Below are 13,652 nucleotides of genomic sequence, written 5' to 3' on the forward strand. Positions count from 1 at the left end.
AGCCGACTGCCCAGAAACACAGAAACTGGAGACTTCGACAAAGAAGCGCTTTTTGCTTCTGCGGGCGAAGTTGAAGCTTCGGAGTTTCTAGGAGGCAAAACTAGACAATAAGAAACGCGGAGGCGACTGCTTAACTCCGAAGCGTCTCGAGGAGTTAGGAGCCGCAGCTAGACAAGCGTCTCGAGGGGCTAGGCATTGGAGCTGGATTAAGATAACTCATACAGTTATCCACATCAAAATTATTTTATAATTCCTGGTGTATAACAAAAAAGAAGCGGATACAAAAATCCGCTTCTTTTTTATGCATTCCTGGTGCTTCCAGCAATGTTCACTCCCAAAATGCCGCCCATCATAGCTGTAATGATGTAGCAAATATGATAGATGATTTGCTCGAATGTAAACAGACTATCATAACCTAAAAACTGGAACAGGAAGACGACCAAAGTATAAACCAGACCTGTTGCTCCGCCAATCAGCCATCCCTTTTGCTTCCCATTTCCCCCAGTTACAAATCCGCCGATGAAGATGGATAAGAAAGAAATAGACGTCATCACATATTGAAGCGATGATTCTTGAACAGAAGTGAATTTTAAAAGAAGAGAAAAAATAAAACTGCTTGCGATTGCCAATAAGAAAATGGCAATCACTCCGTACAGGACGGCCTTACCTAAACTCCTTGATTCCATTAACCCCTCTCCCCTCTAATCTGTTTCCCTTTAAGCGGGAATTGCCTAGTACAAGCATATTCAGGGCAAAGCATAAATAGAATCAGTTTCTAATCTGGATATGTCAAAACATGCCTGCTTTTTTCAAAATAAATATAAGAACGATCCACTATTAAATTTTTACGTAAACAATGAGTATTTTTTATCTTCCTGGTAGGAGACTATAGAGGAATGCAGTTTGAAGGGCGGGAGAAACGTGGATGAATATTTGGTCATTCTATTAAGGACCTTGTTCCTTTATTTGCTGATTCTTTTGATATTCAGGCTGATGGGCAAAAGGGAAATCGGGGAACTGAGCATACTGGATTTAGTCGTGTATATCATGATCGCTGAGATGGCTTCTCTGGCAATCGAGAATACAAAGGATCCATTGATCAATACGCTTTTGCCGATTATCATATTAGTCATTATCCAAATCACTCTTGCCATGCTTTCTTTAAAAAGCAAAAGGTTCCGGGATCTTGTAGATGGAAAGCCGACCGTCATCATCAATAATGGCAAGATCGATGAACGGGCAATGAAAGCTCAGAGATACAACTTTGACGATTTGCTCCTGCAATTAAGGGAAAAGGATGTCGGGAACATTGCTGATGTTGAATTCGCCATTCTGGAGCCATCCGGAAAGCTATCGATATTCCAGAAAAATCAAGGCGGACAGGAGGGCAGCCAGCAGGAGGACGGAAACCTTGCCCTGCCGCTGATCATTGATGGAGAAATACAGGAGGATAACCTCAAGCTGATCAACAAAACAAAGAAATGGCTGCTGGAGCAGCTGGACAAAAAAGGACACAGCAACCCCAAGGCCATTTCATTTTGCAGCTATCAAAATGGAAGGTTTTTTGTTGATATGATCGATGGATTTAGCCATCAAAAAAAATAAAAAACGTGGATCGTTTCCACGTTTTTTTATTTGAATGTCGGCTTCTTGATAAATGAAGTGAATACGCGAAGGACACGCAATAATTCCTCTTTTTTAATCAGCCTGAAAATGAATGCCGCGATTAAATAAGCGAAAGTAATCGCTGCTGCCGTAAGAAGGATCCGAACAGTAAGAGCCATGCCAGGGTTCAGTAAATCCCATAATGCGAACCCGGTTAACCCTGCAATCAAGATTGTCGCAAATATTTTTACATAATCCATAACGTAAAAGGTAAACGTTATGGCTTTCAGCATGGTCGCAAAATGCAGCAGGGTGATCAAAACAATTCCCATGACCATTCCGAGTGCAGCACCGTTGATCCCGAAAGCAGGCTGGCTTGCCAGCAGGAAAATCACCGCAGTTTTGGCAAGGTTCCCGATCAGGCTGTTGATCATAGCTGCCCTCGCAAGGTCAAGCGCCTGTAAAACTGCCTGCAATGGACCCTGGAAATAATAAAACAGGAAAAAGGGAGCCATTAGCTTTATGAATTGTGCTCCATTCGATGTACCATACATCAGCGTCATCAAAGGATCTGCAAGGACATACAAAACGACGACAGCCAAACCGCCTGTCAGCAGCGAGAAACGAAGAGATTGCTGCAGCAAATGCTCTATTCTCTTTGTTTGTTTCTTTGAGTTCGCTTCACTGATAGCCGGGACAAGCGAAGTGGAAAGTGAGTAGGTGATGAACGACGGCAGCAACAGCAAGGGCATCGCGAACCCGGTAAGTGCACCGTATTGTTTGGTTGCCTCGACTGCAGCAATTCCGGCAATTGCCAGACTGTGGGCGACCACGATTGGTTCAAAAAACCAGGAAACATTTCCGATCAGCCGTGATCCGGTTGTTGGCAATGCGATTCTCATCAATTCATTGAAGGTCGATTTCCCGGAGTGGACATATTGAAAAAAATCTTTACGCAAGCGGAATCTTTTTCTCAGCTTGAATGTCATCATCAAGTAAACCAATGAAATAAGCTCGCCCAGTACAGAAGCCACCATGGCTGCAGCGGCTGCATACTCAATTCCATATGGCATGAATTTTCGAGTAAGGACAGCAATCAGGGTGATCCTGACGATCTGTTCGATCACCTGTGATATAGCTGAAGGCCGCATGTTCTGCCTGCCCTGGAAATAACCGCGCAGGACCGAAGAGATCGCAACAATCGGCACAATTGGGGCAATCGCCATCAGCGGCAATTGTGTCCGATTATCAGTGAACAAGGTATTTGATAGGTAGGGCGCCAGGAAAATGAGTGCAGGTGTGAAAATGATGGATAAAGAGATGGTCGTAGCCAGTGATACGACCAGGATTTTCTTTATTTTTCTATAGTCACCCTTTGCCTCAGCTTCTGCGACATGCTTAGATATCGCTACCGGAAGCCCGAGCTGGGTAATGGTCACGACAAGCATCATAGCAGGGAATGCCATCATATATAAGCCTACGCCCTCTTCACCGATAAAACGGGCTATGACAATCCGGTTTATAAAACCAAGCACTCTTGTTACAAGCCCGGCAATCAGTAAAATAAATGTTCCTTTTAAAAACTTTGACATTCCGCTCCCTGCCTTCTCAAAAATGCTTAATTCATATACAATTAACTATATGCAAGAAAGTGGACAAAGCATGACAGGTTAAAGCATTTAAAAGACTAGAAAATGGGACAGGGAGGCAAGGAGATGGAAGGCAGCCACCGTTATGGCCGTTTTTACAAACAGATTAAGCCAGCATTGAAAAGCAAGGAAGAGGAATTCAAGCTGTTAGGCTATGAGAATGTATCAGAAGCTCAAATATGGGAGTATCTCAGCAAGAAAAAATGGAAGAAGCCTAAGGAAGAAATCCATTTATACGAAATCGTCGCGGATATCCTTACTGCGAAAATCGGGGATGTCATGAATTTCACTACGGTAGAAGCATTCAAACTTCGGGATTTTGACCTGAGCAGCGAAGAAGAGCGCCGTGAACTATTAAAATAAATATTGGGGTACGGTGTGATTCATAGAGCATTTATTGCGGCAGTACCCTAAGAGACATCGAAACCAGTTTTTGCTTTGGTCCTGATTTTAAGGGCTTTTTTTCTGTTTAATACATAAAATTCCCATTAATAATATAAAAAGAGCCTAATTGACAGTATTTTAAAACTGTTACATAATTAAAATGCTATAAATTGGTTAACTTTTTATGTTTAGTTTTTTGTCTTTATGTTTTTAACTGCTTGCAGCATGATTTTTTTCTTCGGAAAAAATAAGGAGGATCTCTACATAATGGTAAAACGCAGCCGCATCGTGGCCTTCTTCTTGTTGGTTTTGCTGATTGGAAGTGCCATGGGTGCAACGACCCAGAATATCTTGAACAATATTAAACTTGGTCTTGACCTGCAGGGTGGATTCGAAGTTCTTTATGAAGTCAGTCCGCTTAAAAAAGGTCAGGAAATTGACCGCGAAACGTTGAAAAGTACAGCAGATGCACTGGAACGAAGGGTTAACGTCCTTGGTGTCAGTGAACCGAACATCCAGATAGAAGGAGACAACAGGATTCGTGTTCAGCTGGCAGGTGTGAAGGACCAGAGCAAAGCCCGTGAAATTCTTTCCACCGAGGCAAACCTGACCTTCAGGGATGTTAATGACCGGATCATGATGGATGGCGGCGATCTTGCCGAAAATGGTGCGAAGCAAAGCTTTGACCAGCAAAACAAGCCAAGCATCTCCATTACTTTAAAGGATGGAGACAAGTTCGGTGAAATCACCCAGGAAATCCTCAACATGGCGCCGGATAATCAGCTTATCATCTGGCTGGATTTCGAAGAAGGCAAAGATTCCTATAAAGAAGAGAGAATGAAACCAAATCCTAGATTCCTCTCTAATCCGAATGTCAGCCAGGTATTGAATCAGAAAAACGTAGAAATTACAGGAACTTTCACAATAGAAGAGGCCCAGCAGCTCGCATCATTGCTAAATGCAGGTTCTCTCCCAGTGAAGCTTGATGAAACATACTCTACTTCTGTAGGGGCAAAGTTCGGTGAACAAGCACTGGATAAAACTATTCTTGCTGGTATCATCGGTGTCGCAGCGGTTTTCATTTTCATGCTGTTCTATTACCGCTTGCCAGGCGTAGTGGCAGTAGTGACCTTGTCCATCTATATCTACTTGATCCTATTGGTATTCGACTGGATGAATGGAGTATTGACGCTGCCGGGTATTGCCGCTTTGATTCTCGGTGTCGGTATGGCCGTGGATGCAAATATCATCACATATGAACGGATTAAAGAAGAATTAAAGATCGGCCGCAACATCAAGGCTGCCTTTGAGGCAGGAAGCAAAGGTTCATTATCAACGATTTTTGATGCCAACCTGACTACGCTTCTCGCTGCAATTGTACTGTTTTCATATGGTACAAGCTCTGTGAAGGGCTTTGCGACCATGCTGATCATCAGTATTTTAGCCAGCTTTATAACAGCTGTATTTGCAGCCCGACTGTTCCTTGGACTTTGGGTAAATAGCGGGTTATTCAAAAATAAACCATGGTGGTTCGGTGTTAAGAAAGACGAAGTTCATGATATTTCAGAAGGACTTGATCCCCTGGATTTGTCTACAAAGTTCGATCGTTTTGATTTTGTTAAAAATCGCAAGAAATTCTTCACACTGTCTGCTGTTCTAGTCGCAATCGGATTGATAGCGATTCTAGCTTTCCGCCTGAATCTTGCAATTGATTTTGCCAGCGGTACAAGAATCGAAATCCTGTCAGACACTAAATTGACAGCAGCTCAGCTTAAAGAAGAGCTTGCCAAGGTCGATGTCAATACCGATGATATCGTCATTTCGGGAGAAAATGGTGAAATTGGTGTCGCAAGACTGAAGGGTGTATTGAGCAAGGATGAAATTGCCGAGCTTAAATCCCATTTTAAAGAAGAATTTGGAGCTGAACCAAATGTAGGTACGGTTTCTCCGACAATTGGAAAAGAATTGGCTAAGAATGCGATGATTGCACTTGTAATTGCTTCAATCGGAATCATCATCTATGTCACCATCCGTTTCGAAATATACATGGCAATCGCCGCGATCATTGCCTTGCTGCACGATGCATTCTTTGTCATTGTCATCTTCAGCATTACCAGACTCGAGGTTGATATCACATTCATTGCTGCGATTCTGACGATCGTTGGTTATTCAATTAATGATACTATCGTTACCTTTGACCGCATGCGTGAAAACATGATTAAGAAGAAGCGCCTGAAGACATCGGAGGATATTGCTGAAGTCGTGAATTCTTCGCTCCGCCAGACACTGGGACGTTCTGTCAACACGGTTCTGACGGTCGTTATTACGGTCGTAGCTCTGTTGATTTTCGGCAGTGAGTCAATCTGGAACTTCTCCTTCGCATTGTTGATCGGTTTGATTTCTGGTACTTACTCTTCCGTGTTCCTTGCTGCACAGCTCTGGTATGTCTGGAAAAATAAAGAGCTTAAGAAAAAAGGAACAATCAAGACTTACAAGGAAAAGAAAGTATATTCAGACGAGCCGCAAGTATAAAATAGAACTTTTTATGAATACCACGGGAAGCCGTGGTATTTTTTTTATTATTGGTTAGGATAGCCATTTTTAAGGATAAAATAAAGGGAATGCCAACAGACTATAAGAGTCGAATTACATCAGGCACATATACACAGAGTCAGGGAGGAAATTGCTATTGGAAAAAGATGCCCGTTTTAAAAAAGCAGAGTTCGCAGCAATGGTTGGTGTTGTTGGGAATATCGTACTTGCTGCGTTGAAATGGATCATTGGCATATACGCTAACAGTAAAGCATTAGTTGCGGATGCGGTTCACTCGGCTTCCGATGTAGCTGGCTCGCTTGCTGTTTATATTGGATTAAGAGCAGCGAAAGCGCCGCCAGATGAAGACCATCCATATGGCCATGGCAAAGCAGAGTCAATTGCTGCAATCATAGTAGCCGTGCTATTGATGCTCGTAGGTGTTGAGATTGGCAGGTCGGCGATAGAATCCTTCTTTAAGCCAATAGAGGCTCCAAAAGCAATTGCCATTGTGGCAGTGGTCGTTTCGATTATTGTGAAAGAGGGAATGTTCCGTTATAAATACAAGCTTGGAAAGCAATTGAACAGCGATGCCCTTATTGTGAATGCCTATGAACACAGGTCGGATGTGTATTCTTCACTTGCGGCGCTAGTCGGGATCAGTGCAGCGGTAGCAGGCGGCAAGCTCGGTATTGGCTGGCTTGAATATGCGGATCCAGTAACAGGTTTAGTCGTGGCGATTTTTATCATTAAAATGGCCTGGTCGCTTGGAAAGGAATCGATACACAATACATTGGACCATGTGCTCCATGATGAGGACACCGAAGAATTCAAGAACGTGGTTCGCTCCGTACCAGGTGTGATGAAACTTGACGTTTTGCACGCGAGGGAACATGGGCATTATGTGATTATTGACCTGAAGCTTTCTGTAGATCCAAATATAACGGTAGAAGAAGGCCACCGGATTGGGAAGCTGGTAAAAAAGAAGCTTATGGAAAACAAAAACGTCCAGAATGTCCTTGTCCATATTAATCCATACAGTGAAAACGGAAGTTTTGAGGATAGCATAGAGATTCAATAACAGGTTAAAGGGGGGAGAGGAATGAAAATTGCATGGACTTTGCTGCTAGGAATTGCCTTTGCCCTGATTGTCGCAGTTTTTGCAGTCATAAACGTCAACCCTGTTTCTGTGAACTATCTATTTGGAGTAGCAGAGTGGCCGCTGATCCTGGTCATTTTGGGTTCAGTCCTAATGGGCGGGATCATTGTCGGCTCAGTTGCACTGTTCAGGATGTTCATCCTGCAAAAAGAGATACGGGCATTGAGAAAGCAAAACAAAGCTTATGAGGAACACCTAAAAGAACCCCAATCTCAGGAAGAACACATACATGGGATTGAGGATATACATTAAACATGGATGGAAGCCATTGAGTAAAAGTCATGGTGCAATGACTCTTTTAAAAACTGAAACTTATAAGCCAATCTTAAACTTGGACCCTTTTAAGGACACTCAAGAGAGTTACAATAGTGGAAATGGACTTTATGAAAGTTCTAAAGGACATTCCGACGGATTTACTCCATGCGGATGGTCATTATAAGGCTTCTAAGAGACCTTCCGACGGGTTTACTCCATGTGGGTGGTCTTTATAGGAGTCCTAAGAGACATTCCGACGGATTTACTCCATGTAAATAGTCTTTATAAAGATTCTAAGAGACATTCAGAGGGATTTACTTCATGTGGATGGTCTTTATAAGGGTTCTAAGAGACATTCAGAGGGATTTACTCCATTGTGGGTGGTCTTAATAACGGTTCTAAAGGACATCCAGACGAATTTTCTCAAAGCGGAAGTTCCTTATATTTTATGAATCACATCCAACAACTAAAGCCTATTAAAAAAGAATACGTTCTCACACTCTAAAATGGCAGCAATTAAAGCTGTCATTTTTTTTATGTCCTGGCATGTTCTGTCTGTTGTTAGCATTCATTGTCATTGAAACACGCTCATTGCTTTTGTATAATTAAAAAGCTGAGAGGTGAACGTATGTTAAAGCCAAAATCAAGGTGGATTGTAAAGCAATCTGACCAGTCAAAAACAGATTTACTAGCCAACGACTTGAACATTAACAATCTGACTGCTTCGCTGCTTGTCAATCGCGGATTGGATACCGTGGAGGATGCCCGGTATTTTTTATTTGGTCAAAAAACGAGTTTCCATGATCCTTTTTTACTCAAGGATATGGACAAGGCAGCAGAGCGAATTCGCAGAGCTGTGGAATCACAGGAACCGATGCTGGTATTCGGTGATTATGATGCGGACGGTGTAAGCAGTACGACGGTCATGATGAAAGCCCTCCAGGAAATCGGGGCCAATGCAGACTATTACATACCTAACCGGTTTACTGAAGGTTACGGTCCCAATGAAAAGGCCTTCAGGATGGCCGCTGACAGGGGAATCACCCTGATTATCACGGTTGATACAGGTATTTCTGCCTTGCATGAAGCGAAGGTTGCCAAGGACCTTGGCATTGATTTAATCATTACTGACCACCATGAACCAGGCCCGGTACTGCCTGAGGCATTTGCCATTATCCATCCCAAGCTTGAAGACAGCGTCTATCCTTTTAAGGATTTGGCAGGTGTAGGTGTTGCGTTCAAAGTTGCCCATGCATTGCTTGGAAGACTTCCTGAGCATCTGCTTGAGTTTGCTGCAATTGGCACAATCGCTGATTTAGTGCCTCTTTTAGGAGAGAACAGGCTGATTGCATTGAACGGAATTGAACAGCTGAAGACAAGCCAAACTCCAGGTTTGAATGCGTTGTTAAAGCTGACGAAAACAGAGAAGTCAGCCATCGATGAAGAAACAATCGGTTTCTTGATCGGACCGCGGGTCAATGCAGCCGGCCGCCTGGGAAGTGCAGATCCTGCCGTGCAGCTGATGATGACGTCTGACCAGGAAGAGGCGATGATGCTTGCTGAGGAAATCGATTCACTGAACAAAGAGCGGCAGAATCTTGTGTCCGAAATTGCCAAGGAAGCATTCCAGGAAGTTGAACAGCATTACCCAATTAAAGAGAACCATGTCCTTGTTGTCGGCAAAGAGGGCTGGAACGCTGGTGTGATTGGAATTGTCGCATCAAAGCTGGTAGAAAAATATTATCGCCCGACAATCGTCCTAAGCTTTGACAAGGAAAAGGGTCTGGCTAAAGGTTCGGCAAGAAGTATAGATGGATTAGATTTGTTCAAAAATCTATCTGCCTGCAGAGATATCCTTCCTCATTTTGGAGGGCATCCGATGGCAGCGGGAATGACCCTCGAGCTTGATCATGTGGATGAGCTTAGGGACCGGCTGAACGCAATGGCAAAGGAACAGTTAACCGAAGAGGATCTGATTCCTGTTTCACATATTGATGCGAAGGTCAAAGTGAGTGATATAGATATTGAAGCAATTAAGGAACTGGGTCTGCTTTCTCCTTATGGAGTCAGCAATCCTAAACCGAAAGTTTTAATTGAAGAAGCCAATATTTCGACATTGAGGAAAATCGGCTCAGACCAGTCACATCTTAAGCTGGCTCTTGAGGATGCAGGCACAACGCTTGATGGGATTGGATTTGGCATTGGCCATCTTCACGATCATATATCTCCCAGTTCGAAATTGTCAGTCATCGGGGAATTATCGATCAATGAGTGGAACAATAACAAGAAACCGCAAATTTTCCTCAGGGACCTGGCGGTAAGGTCCTGGCAGCTATTCGACTTCAGGGGGCTTAAGAGAATTGAAAAACTTCCTGAAATGATTTCAGGCGAGAACATAAAATGGATTCTTTTTAACCCGGAATTAAAAGAAAGATTTGCTGCTATATTGGGAGATTCCCTCATCATCGTGGCGAATGAAGAGGAAGCACAAAAGCTGGAGGCTGACTCCGCTTATGTTGTCCTGCTGGACCTTCCGCCTGTAAAAGATCTGCTGATAAAGCTGTTCGAGGGAAAAAACCCTGGCAGGGTTTATGTCCATTTTTATAAAGAGAACAGTGATTTCTTCACTACCCTGCCAACAAGGGACCATTTCAAGTGGTTCTATGCGTTCCTTGCAAAAAAGGGACCATTTGACCTGAAAAAACATGGTGATGACCTGGCAAGGCATCGCGGCTGGACAAAAGAAACAGTAGATTTCATGTCACAGGTGTTTTTTGAACTAGATTTTGTTAAAATAAACAATGGGTTTATTTCACTAGAAAAGGATGTCCCAAAAAGGGACTTATCTGAATCCAAAACATATCAGCATAAGGTGCAAGCATTTACTCTTGAAAATGAATTGCTTTATTCATCATATGATGAGCTGAAAGCCTGGTTTGACCAATTCATACAAGAGTCGGTGAAAAATGAGGAGGCAATTATTCAATGGATTTGAAACAATTCGTAACAATCGTTCCTGACTGGCCAAAGCCTGGCATTAAATTTAAAGATATCACGACTTTAATGGACAATGGCGAGGCGTATAGATATGCAACTGACCAAATCGTGGCTTATGCACGTGAAAAACAAATTGACCTTGTAGTAGGACCAGAAGCCCGCGGCTTTATCATTGGCTGTCCGGTTGCTTACTCTCTTGGGGTAGGATTTGCTCCAGTACGTAAAGAGGGCAAACTGCCACGTGAAACGGTAAAGGTGAATTACGGTCTTGAGTATGGCAGTGACGTACTCACAATCCATAGAGATGCAATCAAGCCAGGTCAGCGTGTCTTGATCACAGACGATTTGCTTGCTACCGGAGGAACAATCGAAGCGACAATCAAGCTGGTTGAAGAACTTGGCGGAGTCGTCGCGGGAATTGCGTTCTTGATTGAATTAACATACCTTGACGGCCGTGAAAAACTAAACAACTACGACATGTTAACATTGATGCAATACTAATTTCCATGGGCGCTTCATTGCGAAGTGCCTTTTCTTTATATCCTTTTCTATTATATATTTACAATTTTTGTTTTCTTGAACGGGTGGATGGCTATACCCGTCATATCGCTTGCCTGAATACTGCATCTGTAAATAGAGCAGAAAAAATAGCAAAATGATCAAAATAAAATATCTTTCGACAATTTTTTTGAATTCTGCTGTAAAATCTCTTCCTTTCTCTTTACATCTTCGATTTTTTCTTTGATAATAGTAACAATCCTTTATAAGAATAATTATTGTATATAAAGGATTTTTTTAAAAATAATGTCGATTTTCTCTAAGTCCTGCCCGATGGAGTTTCGGGTTAATATAAAGAAATAAAAATTAGGTGATCCTATGGCGAATGATCAGGTAATGACAGCAGAGCAAGTCATTGACTGTACAAAATCATATTTAAATGATGAGCATGTAAAATTGGTAAGGAAAGCTTATGAGTTCGCCAAACAGGCTCATCATGACCAATTCCGTAAATCGGGTGAACCCTACATCATCCATCCAATTCAGGTAGCAGGGATCCTTGCAGACCTGGAAATGGACCCGGCAACGGTTGCCGCCGGTTTTCTTCATGATGTTGTTGAAGATACGGCTGTGACACTGGACGATCTTCGTGAAGCCTTCAATGACGAAGTGGCGATGCTTGTAGATGGTGTAACGAAGCTTGGTAAAATCAAGTACAAGTCACATGAGGAACAGCAGGCGGAAAACCACCGCAAGATGTTTGTGGCAATGGCCCAGGATATCCGTGTTATCCTGATCAAGCTGGCAGACCGTCTTCATAATATGAGGACGCTTAAACATCTGCCGCTCGAAAAGCAGCGCCGAATTTCCAATGAAACGCTTGAGATTTTTGCGCCTCTTGCCCACAGGCTCGGTATTTCGAAAATCAAATGGGAACTCGAGGATACTGCATTGCGTTATTTGAATCCGCAGCAGTATTATCGAATCGTCAATTTGATGAAGAAAAAACGTGCGGAGCGAGAACAATATCTCGACGAAGTTATTGATGAAGTGAAGGAAAGGCTTCAAGAGGTAAGCATTAAAGCAGAAATCTCTGGCAGGCCGAAGCATATTTACAGCATTTACCGAAAAATGGTGCTGCAAAATAAGCAGTTCAATGAAATTTATGACTTACTCGCAGTCAGGATCGTTGTGGACAGCATTAAGGATTGCTATGCCATTCTTGGTATTATCCATACCTGCTGGAAGCCGATGCCTGGCCGATTTAAAGACTATATCGCTATGCCTAAGCCAAATATGTACCAGTCGCTGCACACCACGGTCATCGGTCCGAAAGGAGATCCGCTTGAGGTTCAAATCAGGACCGATGAAATGCACCGGATTGCTGAATTCGGGGTAGCCGCACACTGGGCTTATAAGGAAGGGAAGCCTACTGAAGGCTCAAACTTCGAAACCAAGCTGTCCTGGTTCCGCGAAATCCTTGAGTTCCAGAATGATACAGCAAATGCTGAAGAATTCATGGAATCCTTAAAAATAGACCTGTTCTCTGATATGGTATTTATTTTCACTCCTAAAGGCGATGTGATTGAATTGCCTTCAGGCTCGGTGCCAATCGATTTCGCTTACCGGATCCACTCGGAAATCGGGAATAAGACCATTGGTGCGAAGGTCAACGGCAAAATGGTGACACTTGATTACCAGCTGAAGACAGGGGATATTATTGAAATCCTTACTTCAAAGCATTCATATGGTCCAAGCAAGGACTGGCTGAAGCTGGCTCAAACTTCGCAGGCAAAAAACAAGATCCGCCAATTTTTCAAGAAGCAGCAAAAGGATGAAAATGTTGAAAAGGGCCGTGAGCTGCTGGAAAAAGAAATTCGCAATATGGATTTTGAAGTAAAGGAAATCCTGACCTCTGAGAATCTTAAAAAGGTATCTGAGAAGTTCAATTTTATGAGTGAAGAAGATTTGTACGCTTCAATCGGGTATAACGGGATTACCGCCCTTCAGGTTGCCAACAGGCTGACCGAGAAGCTCCGCAAGAAACGCGACCTTGAGCAGGAAAAGGATATTGCCAATGCTGTATCAGAGCTGAAGGCATTCTCGCCAGCCAAGAAACGCGAATCTGGTGTAAGGGTTTCGGGCATTGATAATCTGCTGATCAGGCTCTCCCGATGCTGCAATCCTGTACCCGGAGATGAGATTGTAGGTTTTATCACGAAGGGAAGGGGCGTTTCCGTCCACCGTTCAGATTGCACGAATATCCATACAGAGGATGCTCAGGCAAGGCTGATCCCGGTTGAATGGGAAACCGCTCTTAATGACCGCAAGGAATACAATGTTGATATTGAAATCAGCGGTTATGACCGCAGAGGCTTGCTGAACGAGGTTCTTCAGGCTGTAAATGAGACGAAAACCAACATTACTGCAGTTTCCGGTAAATCTGACCGCAATAAGGTTGCGACCATCAATATGTCGATTGCGATCCACAATGTCAGCCACCTTCAGAAGGTTGTTGACCGGATCAAGCAAATACCTGACATTTATGCTGTCAGACGGATGATGAGTTAACC

At 43.2% G+C, this 13,652-nt stretch carries 10 protein-coding genes; 8 read left to right on the plus strand and 2 right to left on the minus strand.

Translation table 11 applies throughout. The annotated features are described in order from the left end of the window. Positions 1–299: 299 nt before the first annotated feature. Positions 300–686 carry a TIGR04086 family membrane protein gene (locus AC3EBE_RS01855; RefSeq protein ID WP_488593329.1) on the minus strand — a complete coding sequence of 129 codons (387 nt, stop codon included), beginning with the start codon at positions 684–686 and terminating at the stop codon, positions 300–302. Positions 687–921: 235 nt separating this feature from the next. On the opposite strand from AC3EBE_RS01855, the gene AC3EBE_RS01860 reads away from it, so the two are divergent. Beyond that, the gene (locus tag AC3EBE_RS01860) at positions 922–1,605 is read left to right on the plus strand and encodes a DUF421 domain-containing protein (RefSeq protein ID WP_488593330.1); all 684 of its coding nucleotides are present in this window, start codon (positions 922–924) and stop codon (positions 1,603–1,605) included. A 26-nt stretch (positions 1,606–1,631) separates the two neighbouring features. On the opposite strand, the gene spoVB is transcribed toward AC3EBE_RS01860, so the two are convergent. Beyond that, positions 1,632–3,197: a stage V sporulation protein B gene (gene spoVB, locus AC3EBE_RS01865; protein ID WP_488593331.1), complete on the minus strand. Its 1,566-nt coding sequence runs from the start codon at positions 3,195–3,197 to the stop codon at positions 1,632–1,634. Positions 3,198–3,320: 123 nt separating this feature from the next. Between spoVB and AC3EBE_RS01870 the strand changes: the two genes are divergently transcribed. From AC3EBE_RS01870 to AC3EBE_RS01900, 7 genes are all read left to right on the plus strand, one after another. After that, on the plus strand, positions 3,321–3,617 hold the full coding sequence (locus AC3EBE_RS01870; RefSeq protein ID WP_488593332.1) for a post-transcriptional regulator: 297 nt from the start codon (positions 3,321–3,323) through the stop codon (positions 3,615–3,617). A 288-nt stretch (positions 3,618–3,905) separates the two neighbouring features. After that, positions 3,906–6,170 carry a protein translocase subunit SecDF gene (gene secDF, locus AC3EBE_RS01875; protein ID WP_488593333.1) on the plus strand — a complete coding sequence of 755 codons (2,265 nt, stop codon included), beginning with the start codon at positions 3,906–3,908 and terminating at the stop codon, positions 6,168–6,170. 157 nt (positions 6,171–6,327) lie between these two features. Next, entirely contained in the window at positions 6,328–7,251 is a 924-nt protein-coding gene (locus tag AC3EBE_RS01880; protein WP_488593334.1) for a cation diffusion facilitator family transporter, read from the plus strand. A 21-nt stretch (positions 7,252–7,272) separates the two neighbouring features. Next, positions 7,273–7,581, plus strand: a complete 309-nt coding sequence (locus tag AC3EBE_RS01885; RefSeq protein ID WP_488593335.1) for a LapA family protein — start codon at positions 7,273–7,275, stop codon at positions 7,579–7,581. A gap of 631 nt (positions 7,582–8,212) precedes the next feature. Continuing rightward, the gene (gene recJ / locus AC3EBE_RS01890; RefSeq protein WP_488593336.1) at positions 8,213–10,579 is read left to right on the plus strand and encodes a single-stranded-DNA-specific exonuclease RecJ; all 2,367 of its coding nucleotides are present in this window, start codon (positions 8,213–8,215) and stop codon (positions 10,577–10,579) included. Beyond that, positions 10,570–11,082, plus strand: a complete 513-nt coding sequence (locus tag AC3EBE_RS01895; protein WP_488593337.1) for an adenine phosphoribosyltransferase — start codon at positions 10,570–10,572, stop codon at positions 11,080–11,082. The genes recJ and AC3EBE_RS01895 overlap by 10 nt, the downstream gene beginning before the upstream one ends. Positions 11,083–11,457: 375 nt before the next feature. Continuing rightward, entirely contained in the window at positions 11,458–13,650 is a 2,193-nt protein-coding gene (locus AC3EBE_RS01900) for a RelA/SpoT family protein (RefSeq protein ID WP_488593338.1), read from the plus strand. The last annotated feature ends 2 nt before the right edge of the window (positions 13,651–13,652 follow it).

The organism is Mesobacillus sp. (genome assembly GCF_057785455.1).

Bases quoted from the DNA above. Each gene is read 5' to 3' on its own strand.
- AC3EBE_RS01855 (WP_488593329.1), bottom strand. From the start codon at position 686: ATGGAATCAAGGAGTTTAGGTAAGGCCGTCCTGTACGGAGTGATTGCC.
- spoVB (WP_488593331.1), bottom strand. From the start codon at position 3,197: ATGTCAAAGTTTTTAAAAGGAACATTTATTTTACTGATTGCCGGGCTT.
- AC3EBE_RS01870 (WP_488593332.1), top strand. From the start codon at position 3,321: ATGGAAGGCAGCCACCGTTATGGCCGTTTTTACAAACAGATTAAGCCA.
- secDF (WP_488593333.1), top strand. From the start codon at position 3,906: ATGGTAAAACGCAGCCGCATCGTGGCCTTCTTCTTGTTGGTTTTGCTG.
- AC3EBE_RS01885 (WP_488593335.1), top strand. From the start codon at position 7,273: ATGAAAATTGCATGGACTTTGCTGCTAGGAATTGCCTTTGCCCTGATT.
- recJ (WP_488593336.1), top strand. From the start codon at position 8,213: ATGTTAAAGCCAAAATCAAGGTGGATTGTAAAGCAATCTGACCAGTCA.
- AC3EBE_RS01895 (WP_488593337.1), top strand. From the start codon at position 10,570: ATGGATTTGAAACAATTCGTAACAATCGTTCCTGACTGGCCAAAGCCT.
- AC3EBE_RS01900 (WP_488593338.1), top strand. From the start codon at position 11,458: ATGGCGAATGATCAGGTAATGACAGCAGAGCAAGTCATTGACTGTACA.